This window comes from Natrinema halophilum (assembly GCF_013402815.2).
Lineage (GTDB): Archaea > Halobacteriota > Halobacteria > Halobacteriales > Natrialbaceae > Natrinema > Natrinema halophilum.
In genome coordinates this window covers 3699134-3715316 of sequence record NZ_CP058601.1, presented here as the reverse complement: position 1 = coordinate 3715316, position 16183 = coordinate 3699134, and the positions used below count along the sequence as shown (strand labels likewise).

The 16183-nt window shown below is 58.8% G+C and carries 9 protein-coding genes, 1 tRNA gene and 3 pseudogenes; 7 read left to right on the top strand and 6 right to left on the bottom strand.

Annotated features, from left to right (window positions below; translation table 11 throughout):
* Complete coding sequence (locus HYG82_RS38620; protein ID WP_179263135.1) at positions 1–2067, bottom strand: type II secretion system F family protein; 2067 nt, start codon at positions 2065–2067, stop codon at positions 1–3.
* Complete coding sequence (locus HYG82_RS38615) at positions 2064–6053, bottom strand: ATPase, T2SS/T4P/T4SS family (protein WP_179263133.1); 3990 nt, start codon at positions 6051–6053, stop codon at positions 2064–2066. The genes HYG82_RS38620 and HYG82_RS38615 overlap by 4 nt, the downstream gene beginning before the upstream one ends.
* A 465-nt stretch (positions 6054–6518) precedes the next feature.
* Between HYG82_RS38615 and HYG82_RS38610 the strand changes: the two are divergent.
* The 3 pseudogenes from HYG82_RS38610 to HYG82_RS38600 form a co-directional block, all read left to right on the top strand.
* Positions 6519–6902: pseudogene (locus HYG82_RS38610) on the top strand (AMP-binding protein); the annotation flags it as partial.
* Between the two features lie 99 nt (positions 6903–7001).
* Positions 7002–7211 (top strand): annotated as a pseudogene (locus HYG82_RS44705) (AMP-binding enzyme); the annotation flags it as partial.
* A gap of 89 nt (positions 7212–7300) precedes the next feature.
* Positions 7301–7618: pseudogene (locus tag HYG82_RS38600) on the top strand (acyl-CoA dehydrogenase family protein); the annotation flags it as partial.
* 484 nt (positions 7619–8102) lie between these two features.
* On the opposite strand, the gene HYG82_RS38595 reads toward HYG82_RS38600, so the two are convergent.
* Together HYG82_RS38595 and tatA are read right to left on the bottom strand one after the other, a co-directional pair.
* Positions 8103–8175 (bottom strand) — tRNA-Arg (locus HYG82_RS38595).
* Between the two features lie 17 nt (positions 8176–8192).
* On the bottom strand, positions 8193–8492 hold the full coding sequence (gene tatA, locus HYG82_RS38590; RefSeq protein ID WP_179263131.1) for a twin-arginine translocase TatA/TatE family subunit: 300 nt from the start codon (positions 8490–8492) through the stop codon (positions 8193–8195).
* 284 nt (positions 8493–8776) lie between these two features.
* Here tatA and HYG82_RS38585 point away from each other — a divergent pair, with 284 nt between their 5' ends.
* From HYG82_RS38585 to HYG82_RS38575, 3 genes are all read left to right on the top strand, one after another.
* A complete protein-coding gene (locus HYG82_RS38585) occupies positions 8777–9256 on the top strand; it encodes a redoxin domain-containing protein (protein WP_179263129.1) in 480 nt (159 codons plus the stop codon).
* A 67-nt stretch (positions 9257–9323) separates the two neighbouring features.
* On the top strand, positions 9324–10139 hold the full coding sequence (locus HYG82_RS38580) for an HD domain-containing protein (RefSeq protein WP_179263127.1): 816 nt from the start codon (positions 9324–9326) through the stop codon (positions 10137–10139).
* A 328-nt stretch (positions 10140–10467) separates the two neighbouring features.
* Positions 10468–13329, top strand: a complete 2862-nt coding sequence (locus HYG82_RS38575) for an FIST N-terminal domain-containing protein (protein WP_235217745.1) — start codon at positions 10468–10470, stop codon at positions 13327–13329.
* Positions 13330–13373: 44 nt separating this feature from the next.
* Here HYG82_RS38575 and HYG82_RS38570 read toward each other — a convergent pair whose 3' ends face one another.
* A complete protein-coding gene (locus HYG82_RS38570; protein WP_179263123.1) occupies positions 13374–13598 on the bottom strand; it encodes a MarR family transcriptional regulator in 225 nt (74 codons plus the stop codon).
* Positions 13599–13856: 258 nt separating this feature from the next.
* Here HYG82_RS38570 and HYG82_RS38565 point away from each other — a divergent pair, with 258 nt between their 5' ends.
* Positions 13857–14051: a XapX domain-containing protein gene (locus HYG82_RS38565; RefSeq protein WP_179263121.1), complete on the top strand. Its 195-nt coding sequence runs from the start codon at positions 13857–13859 to the stop codon at positions 14049–14051.
* 293 nt (positions 14052–14344) lie between these two features.
* Here the strand turns inward: HYG82_RS38565 and HYG82_RS38560 are convergent, their stop codons facing one another.
* A complete protein-coding gene (locus HYG82_RS38560) occupies positions 14345–16183 on the bottom strand; it encodes an FAD-binding protein (RefSeq protein ID WP_179263119.1) in 1839 nt (612 codons plus the stop codon).

Below are 16183 nucleotides of genomic sequence, written 5' to 3'. Positions count from 1 at the left end.
TTATGCCACCAGCGTCCACCCGATGAGGGCGACCGACGAGAGACCGATCGTGTACTTCAATCCACTCAGCAGGTCGGCATCCCGAATGTAGCCGCAGATGAACCCGGAGATGATCGCCTGAAGCGTCACCGCGTGGAAGAACAATACAGATAGCATATCCACGTCGACGTTCTCGCTGAGGTTCGCCTGGCCCATTCCACTCCCGCCTGCTGCAGCGGAACTCGCTTCAGCACTCCCGCCGCCGCTGAGGCCGGACATCGTATCGATGAACTGCGTCTTGAGAATCGCAATCACCGCGAGAACAGTCATGAAGGTCATGATGATAATCACGATTTGCATTCGAGTCCTGGATTTTCGTTCTCGTTCGATGTCGTCGTGATTCTCACTCGCACGCGCCGCCGTCCTGAGAACGTTCGAAATCTGGTTCGACGCTTCCTGGGCTTCGGTGATCAGACGGGTCGTACGGGCTAGCCTCGGGATGTGGTACTTGTTATTGAATTCGACGAGCGCTTCCTTCAGACTCATTCCGTAATTGACCTTCGTGTGCATCATCTCGAACTCGCGAGCCAGGGTCCCGCTCGTGGTATCGGACACGGACTTGAGCGACTCGAGCAACGTCAGCCCGGTGTCGTTCGAACTGGAGAGTTTTCGTAAGTCCTCCGAGAGCTTATTAACGACGGAGTTTCGGTACCGGACGTTCCACTCTCGGAAGATCGACAGCGGAACTGCCGTGATGTACAGTGGCAGATATACGTAGAGAAACGTCCCCCAGATCGGCCGCTCGAGGAGTTGACCCCAGGACGTCGGTGCCGCCCCGGACACCATAGCCGTCACCACGATCACCAGAGCGATCGGAACGGTCACCACGAGAGTAACCAGCGGGTGGTCGCGAAAGAAAATATGTGGTTCCCTGAGAACCACCATCGTCTCGTGGGTCCCCTCCCGATTCTTGATCCGGTCGAAGACGCTGTAGTCACCGGTGAACTGCTCGACGAGTCCGAGGCTCAGCAACCCACCTTCCTGACCGGTTTCCGTCCGCTGATCGGAGTTCCCCATCGAGAGATAGCCGTCGCCGGGTTCGTCGTGTTTGACGGTCGAGACGAGAACGAGAAAGCCAACTCCAACCAGTGGGATCAGCCCATAAACGGTCATATAGAGCATCTCGTTGGTGACGTCCGCGTTCGGGATCATCTGCATGATGACCATGATGATGATCAAAAGCAACGGGAACAGCGACAGCGTCATGTACATCTCCCCGAATAGCTCGAGCGTTTCGAGCGTGAGTTCCTGTTCCTGCTTTGCGGTACGCATGTGCTTTTCTTTCTTGTCCTCGAGGAAGCTCTCCATATTGCCGCCGCTGTTGACGATAGAGAGCATATCGGTCAGGAACTGTGAGAGATCGGAGCTCGGCGTCTCGAGGGCCTGATTCCGGATTGCCGTTCGATAGTCGGTGTCGAAGTACTCCGTCTCTTTGACGATGCTCTGAAATTCGTTTGCGACCTCACCGTAGGTATCGTCGGCCTGAGCCATCGCCTCGATTATCTCGAGTTGGTTCAGACCTCCGACCGACAGTGCATACATAAACGAAACGGAATCGGTTAGCAGCATGTTGATTTCGCGCTTGCGAGCGGACGCTCGCGAGTAGGGGATAGCGACCATCGATCCGAATCCCATCGCGAAACCGAGCGTCCCGAACAGGAGGCCTGTGGAGAGTATTATGGCCGGCATGCGAAGCATTTCGATGATTTCGAGGACGAGTCCGTGGCCGACCGGAATGCCGATGAGCGCTTCGTTCGAGAGGAGGCCGATCGCGAAGATGCCGTAGCCGAGCATCAACCCGATAATCCAGAGGGTCAGACCGCTAATAAAACCGATTCCGAGCGCTCGAGAGAGATATAATTCGACCGTATCGGTCATCCGGGCCTGGGCGAGTTTCGTTTCGACGTCGGCGACGAAATCGCTATCGTCGCCGAACAGCCGATCGTACAGCGGATAGAACCGGTCACCAAGCGCATCGGAACTGGCCGACACGCCCGCGCCGCTGGCGTTGTCGGTCTGGAGGCTCATTGTTCGTCTTCCTCCTCAGTCCCATCGTTGTTGTCACTTTCCGCGTCGAAGATTCTGTCGTTGCTCTCGGTTGTGTCGTCGCTCCTGAATATTGACTCCTCATCACTGCTCGAGTCGCGATTGTCGAAGAGCGATCCACCATCGTCGGCCGCTTCTTCGTCATCTTCGCTGAAAATCGACCCTGACTCGTTGCCAAATATGGATTCACCGTCGTCGGGCGCGGAATTGTCAGTGGACGCCGCATCGCTCGTCGACGGGGCGTCGTCCCGTTCCTGGTCGGTTTCGGATTGCGACCAACTGTCCGTCTCCGGCGCTTGTTCGGATACCGGTTCGTGATCGGAATCGCCATCGTCCGGTGGGTCCACAGCACGCTCGTCGATATCGATCGTCGGCGGCTCGTTGTCTGGAGACGAGTCGTCTGAATCGCCATCGTCCGGTGGGTCCACAGCACGCTCGTCGATATCGATCGTCGGTGGCTCGTTGTCTGGAGACGAGTCGTCGGAAGCATCGACCTGTTCGGACTCCGGAGATTTGCCGGGTGACGACCCAGCGTCGTGGGGTGGTTCGCCCCGCTCTGATTCGTGCTCGGTCCCAGTGCTGGAACCGGAAGCCGTCGGCGAATCGTCCGACGCGTCCGTTGGTGGCTCGAACTCGTCATCTCTCTTCCCCGAAGCTTGACCAGCGTCGTCGTCCGTCTGGACGTCGAAGTCGCTCGACGGATCGGAGTCGGCCGACTCTGGATTGAAGATCGAATCGAGATCGTTTTCCGGGAACATGGCGTCGAAACCGGAGGTATCCGGTTGGTGGTTCGCTCCCGAGTCAACGGGTTCGTTCGTTTGCCCGGAGCCGTTCGGATCGTCGAGTTCCTCGATCGTCTCACCCATGTCGGCGAACAGCCCGCCAAGATCCCCATCCCCTGCATCGTCCGACGGGAACACCGTCGATTCGTCCGCAATCGGTTCCGCAGTCTGTCCTGCATCGGTTCCTGCCGATCCTGCAGCCTGACTCGCGGCCGGCGTCTGACTGTCACCTGTCGTCGAGGTTCGATCGGCCGTTGCCTCGGCATCCGTCTCTACAGAGACGACCGATGTCTCACCGTCGGGCTCCGATTTTGCCGTCGCTGTGTCCGTGCCGGCAGCGGCGGCGGGCGGACTATCAGTTCCCGAACCGGCTGCGGCGTCGGCAGCGCCGATGCCGCTTCTCTCACTCCTGTCGATATCGAACCCGGTGTCGTCGCTGAGCCACGCTGGCCCGTCGTCACCGTCGTCGCCATCGACGGCGAAGCTGGTCGATCCGTCACCCAATTCCCAGTCTTCCTCGTCGGCACCGTCGTCGATATCACCGCCGAAATCGAACTCGTCGGCATCGGCGCGGTCGACTTCGATCGTGCTCTCGGTTTCGACGTCGCCGAGCGCACTCGCAAGCCCGCTCGGAACCTTCCCGCGGTACTCCTCGAACAGCGATTCCTCGGCGCGCTCCAAGAGGTCCATCGAGAGATTGTACGTCTCACTCGTCGACTCGGGCCGCGGAACGAGTTCCTCTTTTTCCTGGTCGACGTCGATCAGAACGCTCTCCATCTCGCGGAGGTCTTCGAGACTGTCTTCGAGTTGGCCGTTCGCGATGAGTGTAAGTATCGTATCGGGATCGTTGATAAACGCCTGGACCGTCGCGGCGACCTGTGCGTACGTATTGAGATCGTTTTTGATGAGGTACGCGAGGATGACTTCCCGCTTGAACAATTCATCCTCGAGTTTTTCGTTGTTCCAGCCGCGGTCGAACTGGATCTCCTCTAAGGTGTTCGAATCACCCATCTTGAGGTACTCGTCGGTTTCGGCCTGCCACTGATAGACGTCTTGAACGTTAATCTCGTCGTGTTCGGCCTCGTAGTGGTTGATTTCGGTCAGGGACTTGTTTCGGCGGACTTTCCGGCCCTGTACGCGCGTCTGGGTCTGGATCGAAACCAGGTCCAGCGCCGTAAACATCGTCTTCGAGACGTTGATCGGATCCGTGGTGAATCGTTTGAGGACTTCGTCGACGGAGTCGGCGTGAAACGTCGTATAGGTGGTGTGGCCGGTCGACATGACCTGGAACAGCGTCCGGCCCTCCTCGCCACGGATCTCGCCCATCACGATGTAATCGGGTCGCTGCCGGAGTGCGGCCTCGAGCAGATCGAATTCGTCGACGTCTCCCTGTTCGTCGTCGGCGAACGAGGGACGAGTGACGCTGGCGATCCAGTTTCGTTGAGGGAGTTCGACTTCCCGAGTATCCTCGATCGAGACGATCTTCGCGTTCGAGGGGATGAAAAGCGAGACGGCGTTCAGCGAGGTCGTCTTCCCGGATGCGGTCCCCCCGGCGAAAATCAGGCTCTTGTGATTTTCGATGGCAAGCCAGAGGAACGCCATCTCGTCCAGACTGAAGGTATTCCAGTTGATGAGGTCGATCGGCGTAAACGGGACGTCCTTGAACTGGCGGATGGTGTAGTTCGTCCCGTGGTCGGACACTTCTTTGCCGAGCGTGAGCTGCGCTCGTGACCCGTCGGGCAACGTCGCGTCGACCTGTGGGAGGCGCTTACTGATCCCTTTTCCGGAGCGCTGTGCGAGCTTGACGACGAAATCGTCGAGTTCGTCCTCGCCGTGATAGATGTTCGTGATGATCTGTTCGTACTCCGAATGATAGACGAACACCGGCGAGTTGTAGCCGTCGACGGAGATGTCCTCGACGTTGATATCGTGTTTGATGCCGTCGATTCGCTCGTACCCGATGAAGTCACGTTTGAGAAGATAGAGGAGCTTTTCGACCTGATACTCGTTTAACGTGTCCGGATCCTCCGCGAGGATAACCGGCTCTGGCCGAACTTCGATCCCCTCGAGTTGACTCGGGACGCTTTCCGCGATATCGTCGTCCTCGTCGTCGTCGAGCAATCCTCGAAGCGTCTCCAGAATACCTTTCGACGTCGTTCCAGAAGTCGCCTCGAAGAGGTCGTACCGTTTCAACAAGCCGCGAGTTTCGTCCTCGATGACCGTCCGACGGCCGTCCTCTGTTGCTTTCTCCTTGATTCCGTCCTCGGAATATTTGATCGCCGTCCTGAGTTTGCCGGAGAGAAATTCCTGTAATTCGATCTCGATTTCGTTCTGGTACGGCTCGATCATGTAGTACTTCTTCTCGTTTTCCTTCTCCGAATGGAAGATGACGACGTAAGCGTAGGGTTTGTTTACCCAGTAGCGCTCGACCTCGCGGAAGTGCGTCTTTTTCTCGAGCGGGACCGCCTTCTCGAGGTCGTAGCGGTTGGAAACGGTGGTATTCCCGGCCGCAGTGGAGAAGAATTCGTCTTCGTCTAAGTCGTCCTGGACGTTGACGGTTCGTTCTTCGACGAGGTCGTCGAGTTCTAACGCGGCGTCCTTACCGGCTGCGAGTCGTCCCTCGAGCGTCTCGGGATCGAATCCGAGGGCGTCTTCCTCGTCGTGATGGACGATCTCTCCGTCGGAGTCCCGTGGTCGGCTCCCGTCGTCCTCGTAGTAATACTCCCATTTGTAGTGTTCCCAGGTCCAGGTATCTTTGACGACGGGCGTCGTCTCCGGATCGACGTACTCGAGAAAGATCTCCCAGAGCGCATCAGCGTTGTCGCCGGCGGTCGGGAGAACAGTATCAACGAGGTCGTCCGGGTGGTGGCCGAGATACGCCGTCGGATCGAACTCGACGTTAGTCCAGTCATCGCCGCTCGGGACTCTCGAATGACCCTCGTTCGTATCGAGTCCAAGTTGGTCGTCCGCCTCGGCGGGTTCGGGATCGTCCGGATAGAGGACGGAAACCTCGTCGCTGTACCCGTATTCGTCCATGAACTCCTCCCACGAGTATTCGCCGACCCGAACGGCCGAATTTGACACGGGATCTTCCTTCTGGGACCGTTCCTCCTCCGACACTGAGTCGGACTCTTCCCCCTCAGAAAAGTCTCCGGTATCCGACTGGTCGGCCTCGTCAATAGCCATTACATACATCCTAACCCTCACCCCTCAAAAAATTCATCCGCCCATTACCATTTCTGATAATCCTGTTTGTTCGAGGATCTATCGAATCGAGAACTAGTTCGCTGTCTGAATAGAACGGGCGAAATTCGGAGGCGAAACCGATCGAAACAGGGGTAACGATCGACCACCCCTGCGTCACGGAACGATCGACTCGATGTCCGACCGGTCCGCGTTAGAATTCGAAGGGGCGATCGTCGAATCACCGTCTGAAGTCTTCCTGCAGGTAATTCGATGCGAGATTTAATCGAATTTTCACATCGCGCTTTTGGTCGCACTTTCCGCTGGCTTTCACTGTGAAGAACAATACCACACAACGTAATCGAACGTCGACTGGAATTTCACCAGACGAAACGTTCACTGGAGTAGTTCGCCGTTTCCTCGACGGAGGGCGCGTACCGTGATCGTCGGTACCGGTGGCGATCGGCGATGACAGACCTGACGCTCCGGCCGTTCTTCTGGCGGCCGACGAACCTGTTTCCCGAGACGCGGCTCGTCTCGCGAACACGCGACGGCATCGTGGACCTGACGTACGACGAGTTCGGCGAACGCGTCCGTTCACTGGTGGCCGCATTCGCGGGCCACGGCTTCGGTCCCGCCGATCGATTCGGAACGTTCGGGTGGAATCATCACCGTCATCTCGAGATGTATTACGCCGCGCCGCTGTCGGGCGCACAGTTGCACACGATCAACGTTCAGTTGGGCGACGAGGATATCGTCTACCTCGTCGAAGACGCAGACGACGACGTCCTGTTCGTCGACCCCGGCGAGCCGTTCGAGACGATCGAGCGGCTCTGGTCGGACCGCCCGGTAGACGAAGTCATCGTGATGGATGAAACGGTTCCCGAAACCGACATCGCCGCCGTTTCCGCCGAGGAGCTGATCGACGAGTACGACCCGTCATCCGGGAAGTGGCTCAAGACCGGCGATATCGTCACCGTCGACGAGGACGGCTACGTCGCGATCGTCGACCGCGCCAAGGACGTCATCAACAGCGGCGGCGAGTGGATTTCGTCGATCGCGCTCGAGAACGCCCTGATGGCCGATTCGGACGTGGTCGAGGCGGCGGTGATCGGCGTCCCACACGTGAAGTGGCAAGAATACCGCTGGCGACCGTCGTCGCGGACGAGGACAGCGATCCCGACAGGGAGGAACTTCAGTCCCGCCCGCAGGAGACGCTCGACCAACCGGACTGGTGGCTCCCCGACGAGATCCGCGACGCTGCCGACCGGATCGCCGGCGGTGACGAGGCCCGAATTCCGGTCTCGATGTGCAAAGTGGTCACCGCAACCGTCACCCAGGACGCCATCGATCTCGCCGTCCAGTCGTGTGGCGCAAACGGTATCGGAAAAGACCTGCCGCTCTCGGATTTCTATGAGTCAGTTCGGCAGTTCCGCATCGTCGACGGGGCAGACGAAGTCCACCGACGAGTCATTGCCCGCTCCGCCTTCGATGACGTCGCGACCGAGGAACTCGAACCAGTGACCCGGTTCGGAGAGCCAAATCGAGCGCGAACTGTGAGCGACTGACGACAGGATGCGGTGTGTCCTGTCGGTCCGCCCGTCTTTGGAGTGCCGTCCCGATTGCAGCGTTCGTCGAACGATCGTCTAGATCTTCGGAACGCGACGAAGCGGCACAACCGAACGCGAGATCGATTACCCGACCGGACACGACAGGAAAGGCGAGAATGCTATCACACTGTCTCCCCACGCGACTCGAGTCTCGTGTGCGTACGGGTCGCGAAAAGCGACGGGTATCGCGGTCAGACCGTTCGCGACGCTCACCGCCTCACTGGACTAGCGTGGCAAATTCGACCTGCAGACCGGACGTGCTCGCACCGCTTTGAGCGACTGGGGGGCGAACCTGTCAGTACCGGTTTTGCTGCCCGCGTTCGCTCCTCGCAGAACGGGCGTGGCGGGATTCGAACCACGCGAATAGCTCGCTCGCTTCGCTCGCCGTTCCCTAATTCGAATCGCCGTGGCCCGTTCGCCGTCGCGTTCGCTCCTCGCAGAACGGGCGTGGCGGGATTCGAACCCACGATCAGAAGGTTAGGAACCTCCTGCCCTCTCCGCTAGGCCACACGCCCCACCGTGAAAAGAACCGTCAGTTGGTTTCCCTGGTCGATTCCTCTTCGGTGGTAACCGGTTCCGTGTCGACGAAATCATCGTTCTGCTGGTTGCCGCCGTCGTAATTGCCAGATTGGCCACCGTCACGCATCTCCTCGAGTTCCGATTCGACTTTTTCGCGCCCCTTCTGGAATTCGCCCATGGCCTCGCCGGTCGATCGTGCCAGCTTCGGGATCTTGTTCGCCCCGAAAAGCAAAATCGCGATGATGAGGATAATTGCGAGCTCCGGGGGGCCCATGCCGCCGGGAATGAACAGCGGTGCGATTTCGACTACCATCTCTATACGTGGCTTACCCGCTGGCAATTATAACCTTTTTGGACCAATAAGGCAAGCAAGCGGCCGTGATAGTACATCTGAAGAAGAGATTCGTCGAGAGCGACCGACGCCCTCGATGATCCCCTCGGGGGCCGACTACGATTCTCCCTACTACCGACCGGACGGGCATGATTCGAGGATTTGCTATCGATAGCGCATCGAACTGGCACCGTCGACGGGTGCACTGCCCGCACGTCATTCCGCGAACGAAACTGTCTTTCCTGTTTATACACAACGGGCAGACGATGGTAGCAACCGGAGACGCCGCACCCGACTTCACTGCACCGCTTGCAAACGGCGACATCGAGGAATTCTCGCTTTCGGATCGACTGGGCGAAGAGTCACCGGTCGTTCTCGCCTTTTTCCCCGGCGCGTTCACCAGCGTCTGTACGACGGAGATGTGCGAGTTCCAGGATCGCCTCGCATCGTTCAACGACCTCGAGGCAACCGTCTACGGCGTCAGCCGTGACTCGCCGTTTACGCTCAACGAATTCCGCGAACAGAACGGCCTGGAATTCGGGCTGATTAGCGACTACAACAAGGAGATTACCGACGACTACGGCATTCCGATGGACTTCGCCGATCTCGGCGTCTACGGCGTCGCCAAGCGCTCGGTGTTCGTCGTCGACGACGACGGCGAAGTCGCGTATTCGTGGGTTAGCGACGATCCCGGCGTCGAGCCCGACTACGACGAAATCGAAGCCGCTGTCGAGGACCTGTCCTAACGGGCGACCGAGCGCCGACCGACACATCTGGCGCAGCGCTTTTTTAGTCCGCACCCGATGTCTTCCTATGGGCGATTCTGCCGCCGAGGAGGACCCCCGCCGTGTCTACTCCCCCGACGACGATCACAACTTTCCCGATGAGAAACTAAACTCGATACTCGAGTTTGTCGACGCCGACGAGGAGATCGCAGCCTACCTCGAGGCTCAGAACGTCAACGCGGTCGACCGGATGCGGTACAACGATCACGGGACGAAACACATAGAGATCGTTCGCAACCGTGCACTGTGCCTGTACAATTTACTCAAGGACGGCAACGTCGATTTCAACGGTGCTCGCCAACAGGGGCTGACTGAAGCCGACGAGTCGGTTATCATCGCACTCGCAGCTACCTTACACGACGTCGGCCACATCGTCCACCGTGACAGCCACGCCTACTACTCGATTCCGCTGGCTGCAGACATCCTCGACCGCGTCCTCCCCGAGTACTACGGCGTCGGCGAAGCCGTCCGAATGAAAGGAGAGGTTCTTCATGCAATTCTCTGTCACCACCGATCCGAGACGCCCCTGACAACCGAAGCGGGCGTGATCCGCGTCGCCGATGCCCTCGACATGGAGCACGGTCGCTCCCGGATCCCCTACGAACACGGTGGTCGGGGCATCAACACCCTCTCGAGCCAAGCTATTAGCCGCGTCTCGCTCCAACGAGGCGACACGACACCTGTTATGGTCGAAATCGAGATGACCAACGCTGCGGGCGTCTATCAGGTCGACAACCTGTTGAAAGCCAAACTCAGGGACTCCGGTCTCGAAGATCAGATACGGATCGTCGCGGTCAACACGAACGAGAACCGTGAGCAACTCGTCGAGCGGATCGAGCTCTAGCCTGCCAATCGGTTCCCGGCTGATGGACGTGAGACACCCGTTTTGGTGATTCTCTGGCCCGAATATCGCGATCGGTGTGAACCGAGTATCAGCGTCCAATGACTGCTCGCCGGCCGAGGTCGAGGACGTTCTAAACCGAACTCTCCGACGATCATTGGTATACGGTCACAGGAATATAGTTATAATACAATCCAGTAAAAATTTTGTTCAAACCACTAGTTTATTATATGGCATTCTCCCACCTAGTATTATGGGCGTTAGTCCGCGAGACGGACGGATGAACTATACGATACGGTTCGGTTCTGTCCTCTTTGGAGCAACAGTTATAATGGCTGTAGCCGGCTATATGGGCGGCATCGCTGGATTGATCGGAGGCATGATACTTGTCAGTGGGACGGGTGTCGTTCTCGGCAACCGCATCGATCGGACGCTCGATCGAACCGCGTCGAACGTCGAAGCGGCAATCGGTGACACCGATCCGGCGCTGACAGATGGCGGCATTCAGAACGTGGACATCGTGGTCAAACGGCGAGTCGACGAGAATCGAAAGCTTCGCGAACGAATCGACGAACTGGAGACGGAACTTCAAAAGGCAAACGAGAAAAACGACCGTATCGAGGACCAGACCGAACGGTTTCAGGAATCGATGCAACTCGTTGCTGCTGGGCAACTCGCGCATCGGCTCGAAACGGACGAGGAATCGTCACTGGAGATCGCGGAGGATTTCAACGAGATGATGGACGAACTCGAGGGGACGATACGACACCTCAAGGACTTTATTTCGCTCGTCGTCTCCTCGAGCGACGAAGTGTTATCAGGAACCGAAGAGGTAAGCGAAGCGAGCAACCAGATCGGAGAGGTGATTCAGGAGATTTCCCACGGAGCAACCGCACAGTCCGAACAACTGCAGTCGGTTACAAACGAGATGGAAACCCTCTCCTCGAGTATCGAAGAGATCGCCAGTCTGTCCGACGGAGTCGCGACGCTCTCCGAACGAACTGCTGCCGCCGGTCGGGAGGGACAGCGGGCCGCTCAGACGGCCATCGATGGGTTAAACGAGATGGAAGACGGGTCGACAGAAGCGGTCGAAGCGATCGAATCACTCCGCGTCGAGATGGAAGCGATCGACGAACTGGTCGAGTTCATCAGCGAAGTCGCTCGCGAAACGAACATGCTGGCGCTGAACGCCAACATCGAGGCGACCCGCAGTACGGATGGCTCCCGGAACGGGGACGGATTCGCGGCGGTTGCAAAAGAGGTCAAGGAACTCGCAGAGAAGAGCAAAGAGGCCGCCGACAACATCGAAAAGCGTATCGAGGACATCCACGAGCAGACCGAGGTCGCGACGAACACCGTTCGAGAAACGGAAGAGAGAATCGCAGAACATACCGACTCGATCGAAAATGCGCTGGACGCGCTCTCCGAAATCGCGGAGTACGCGTCTGAGACCAATCACGGTGTCCAGGAGATTCACACGGCAGCAGATCAGCAGGCAGAATCGACACAGCAAGTGGTCGCGCTCGTCGACGAAACGGCTTCGATAAGCGATCAAACGTCCGATTTGGCCGAAGAAGTCACAGCCTCGGCTGAAGAACAGACCGCGGCGCTTACGGACGTTTCGAGTAGTGCCAGACAGCTTTCCGAAAACGCAAACTGGCTACACGATACGCTCGATATGTACAAAGTACGGCAGGACCCACCGGGGATGGAAGAGCAGACGCCAGCCACACCACGCGATTCCACCGCAGACGCTGGCGCCGATTTGACGACGTGGTCCACCGCGGAGACGGCCAACTGGTCCGAGACGTCGTGGGACTCTTCGATGTCGGCCGGATCAGAGGAGACAGCGTCGGCCGGATCAGAGGAGACAGCGTCGGACGAGACGACGAATACCGAGCCGTCAGCTGAGATTTCGTCGGAAACGACGAACGAATCCGAAATATTTTCGTTCGGTGAATCGGACGACGCCGAATCACTTCCGACGCAGTTCCAGACGGGAATGGCGATCGATGACGATAGTTTCGATGCCGGCTACCGGGCGGCGAGGAAGGCATTCGATGGATTCGGGACCGAGCGGGTAGACTTCTGTCAGGTCTTTTGCTCACCCGAATACGATTACGGAGACGTATTAGCGGGAGTCCGTGACGTCATCGGGAGCGACGCGAAACTGATCGGGGCTTCCTCTGCAGGTGAGTTCACCGAGCAGGCAGTTTTAGATGGGAGCGTCGCAGTTTCGCTCGTCGCCAGTGACACGATCAAATTCTTCACGGGCCTCGGGACGGACCTCTCCGAGGGGGCTGCAGATGCAGTAAACGAAGCGGTGAGCGATCTTCCATCCTCGGTTGAGGGGTATCCACACCTCTCGGCGATCAACCTCCACGACGGACTGGCCGGTGTCAGCGACCAGATCGCACTCGTCACGCAGCGAAACCTCGGTCACGACGTCAGTTTCGTTGGCGGATCGGCGGGTGACGACCTCGCGATGAACGCGACGCACGTTTTCCACGACGAAACGGTCACGACCGATTCAGTCGTTATCGCTCTCATGGCCTCGAAAGAGCCCGTGACCATCACCGTCGACCACGGCCACTCGCCGATTTCGGAGCCGATGACGGTGACGAAATCCGAGGGGGGAAGAGTCATCGAAATCGACGGAAAGCCTGCGTTCGAGGCCTGGCGCGAAGCGGTCGAATCGTATCTCGCCGAGACCGACCGATCGGTCGACTTCGATGCCGTCGAAGAGGAGAGTCAGGAATTACTCGGGCTACTAACGGAGTTCGAATTCGGCATCGAAGAAGGGCACGGTGCCATCAACGACGGATACAAGATCCGCTGGCCCGGACTGACGCTGTCGAAAGCGGGGCCGCTCGATTTCCCCGTTGGCGTCCCGGAGGGGGTCGTACTGCGCGTGATGCACAGTCCGCCGGACGATCAGATCGTTTCCGCACGCGATACGGCGAAAGCCGCGGTTCAAAACGCATCCGGGGAGATCGCGGGCGGATTCGTCTACGACTGCGCGTGTCGATCGATCATCCTCGGAGAGGAGTTCGACGACGCGGTCAGTGCGATCGGTTCGGAACTGGACGTTCCCTTCAGCGGATTCGAGACGTACGGGGAACTCTGTATGGAGCGCGGCCAGATGAGCGGCTACCACAACACTACCTCCGTTATCATGTTGCTTCCGACCTAACGCGTGGCTTCCGGCGTCCAATTCGGTTCGAGTCCGCTCGTCGGTCAGACGAGTTCGTATCGGTCATCGGTCTGTACGAGATACCCTCGCTCTCGAAGCGTGCCGATAATAGAAAGCGCAGTCCCTTTCGTGACGGCGAGATCGGTACAGAGATCGTCGGCGGACGCACCGTCGTTGGCAGCGAGATACAGGTACACGAGTTTCCCTCGCGCCGAATCGAGATCGGTTGGGAGCGATACGTCGAGACCCGTCGTCGCTGTCGAGGTCATACTCGAGAGCATATATTTCGACGATATTAAATACTGTCTACAACAATTGTCGAATTGGCAGGAGTGAGTGATCGTCGATATGCATACCGTTGATCGACGAAAATACGTGGATGGCAGAATTCGAACGAACGAGCGAAATATATCGAGTATAGGCAATCGTCGTATTCGTCACGTGTGGTATCAGGTAACAGAGCCGCTGTAACCCGCAATGTCAGACGTGCCGCTTTTGTAGCCTCGTTCGCGAATATGAGAAAACCAATGTCTACACACATCACTATTCTCGCACTCGTGACCGGATTGGTCACCGGTGCGCTGTTCCGGTTTCTCGCTATTCCGATCCCGGCACCGCCGGAACTTCCCGGAGTTATCGGCATCGTCGGTATCTACGTCGGCTACAGATTGATCGAGTATCTCGGTATCGGCGTGGATCTGCTCGAGATACTCGGCGCCTGACGCGTTATTCGATCGATTCCCTGCCGTCACGATACGGATCGGGCCAACTCGATCGCCGATGAACGTCTCACGGGTGACCATCCGGCCGGAAAGGAAATTTGCCGGATGGGTCGCCGCCGGGAGCGAAACGGCAGTCGGTACGGACACTCGGCTAACGTACGGATCGATTCTCGGCCAAATCGAATCGTGAGTGGGACCATCCACAGACCGTCCAGCAGGCGCGAGAGGTGTACCGGTTTGGATCACAAAACAGAGTACGACCGATTATCCGGACGAAAACCGCGGCCGAGGAGTCAGTAGCTGCGTTCTTTCGGCTCGTAGGTCTTGTTCTCGCCGTCGAGGATGACCGGACGGTAGAAAATCGAGGGTTCGCCGTCGTCCCACGAGATGAGCGTGTGCTTGAGCCAGTTCTCGTCGTCGCGAGTCTGGTTTTCCTGACGCCAGTGGGCACCGCGGAACTCGTTGCGTACGAGTGCACCGAGCGCGATCGTCTCGGCGACGTCGATCAGGTTTCGCGTCTCGATGGTCTGCTGGAGATCAGTGTTGAACGTTCGCGACGGATCGTCGACGTAGACGTTCTGATACTCCTGGCGACACTCACGGATGATCTTCAGCGCCTTCCTGATGCCGTCGCCGGTTCGGAAGACGTTCACGTAGTCGGTCATCGCCCGCTGGAGTTTCGCGCGAATCTCGGCGTGCTGGACGCCGTCTTCCTTTTCTATGAGGGAATCAACGTGCTCGCGAGCCGCTTCGACGGACCGCTCGAGGATGCCGTCGGCTTCAGCCGTGACCCCTCCGTCCGCGGCGACGCTCCCGGTCGTGTCGAGTCCCGCTTTGCCGGGAGCGACCGGCAGTTCGGTGTCGGTTTCGTCCTCGACGTCGTCGCCGTACCCGGTTTTGATTTCAGGTTCGCCGAGATCGTCGCCGGCCGCGTGACGGCCGGCGCGTTTGCCGAAAACGATCAGTTCCGGCAGCGCGTTCCCGCCCAGGCGGTTCCCGCCGTGAACGGAGACGCACGCGCACTCGCCTGCGGCGTAAAGTCCGTCGACGCAGGTCTGGCCGTGCTCGTCGACTTCGATTCCGCCCATCGCGTAGTGTTGGCCGGGTTTGACCGGCATCGGTTCGATGAGGCCGTCGACGCCTTCGAAGTCCTCCGCGAGGTGGAGAATGTTTTCGAGGCGGTCCATGATGCGTTCCTCGCCGAGGTGGCGCATGTCGAGATGGACGTACTCGTCGTTGACGCCGCGGCCCTCGTTGACTTCGGTGAGTTCGGCGCGGGCAACGACGTCTCGAGAGGCGAGTTCGCCGTCGTTGTTCGCGTAGCCGTGCTCGAACATGAACCGCTCGCCCTCGTTGTTGTAGAGGATCCCGCCTTCCCCGCGGACACCCTCGGAGATGAGAACGCCAGTCGATGGAAGCGAGGTCGGGTGGAACTGAATGAATTCCATGTCCTCGAGGGGAGCGCCCGCCCGATACGCCATCGCGTGGCCATCGCCGGTACAGGAGACGGCGTTGGTGGTGTGATCGAAAGCCTGACCGGGACCGCCGGTCGCGAGGATGACCCCGTCGTGGGCCTTGAATCCCTCAATTTTACCGGATTGAACGTCGTACCCGACGACACCGTGGCACTCGCGGTCGTTCGGATCGGGCTCGTCGGTCGTCACGAGGTCCATGACGTACCACTCGTCGTACACCTGGATGCCGCGTTTGACGACTTGCTCGTACATGACGTGGAGCAGGTGATGGCCCGTTTCGGCACCGGCGTAGGTGGTCCGCGGGAACGAGAGCCCGCCGAACGGCCGCTGGGAAACCCGGCCGTCGTCCTCGCGGGAGAACGGCATACCCCAGTGTTCGAGGTTGATGGTCTCTTCGGGCGAGTTTTGGGTGAGGGTCTCGACGGCCGGCGCGTCGGCGAGGTAGTCAGACCCTTTCATCGTGTCGTAGGCGTGGAGTTCCCAGTCGTCACCCTCTCGAAGCGCGGCGTTGATACCGCCCTCCGCTGCGCCAGTGTGACTGCGTACCGGGTGGAGTTTCGAGACCATTGCCACGTCCGCTCCTGCTTCGTGTGCGGCGATCGCAGCCCGGAGGCCGGCGCCGCCGGCACCGACTACGATAACGTCGTGTTCGTACAT

What these genes read in the sequence shown, in the direction of transcription:
- HYG82_RS38620 (WP_179263135.1), bottom strand. Translation starts at nt 2,067, where the DNA reads ATGAGCCTCCAGACCGACAACGCCAGCGGCGCGGGCGTGTCGGCCAGT.
- HYG82_RS38615 (WP_179263133.1), bottom strand. Translation starts at nt 6,053, where the DNA reads ATGGCTATTGACGAGGCCGACCAGTCGGATACCGGAGACTTTTCTGAG.
- tatA (WP_179263131.1), bottom strand. Translation starts at nt 8,492, where the DNA reads ATGGTAGTCGAAATCGCACCGCTGTTCATTCCCGGCGGCATGGGCCCC.
- HYG82_RS38585 (WP_179263129.1), top strand. Translation starts at nt 8,777, where the DNA reads ATGGTAGCAACCGGAGACGCCGCACCCGACTTCACTGCACCGCTTGCA.
- HYG82_RS38580 (WP_179263127.1), top strand. Translation starts at nt 9,324, where the DNA reads ATGGGCGATTCTGCCGCCGAGGAGGACCCCCGCCGTGTCTACTCCCCC.
- HYG82_RS38575 (WP_235217745.1), top strand. Translation starts at nt 10,468, where the DNA reads ATGGCTGTAGCCGGCTATATGGGCGGCATCGCTGGATTGATCGGAGGC.
- HYG82_RS38570 (WP_179263123.1), bottom strand. Translation starts at nt 13,598, where the DNA reads ATGACCTCGACAGCGACGACGGGTCTCGACGTATCGCTCCCAACCGAT.
- HYG82_RS38565 (WP_179263121.1), top strand. Translation starts at nt 13,857, where the DNA reads ATGTCTACACACATCACTATTCTCGCACTCGTGACCGGATTGGTCACC.
- HYG82_RS38560 (WP_179263119.1), bottom strand. Translation starts at nt 16,183, where the DNA reads ATGTACGAACACGACGTTATCGTAGTCGGTGCCGGCGGCGCCGGCCTC.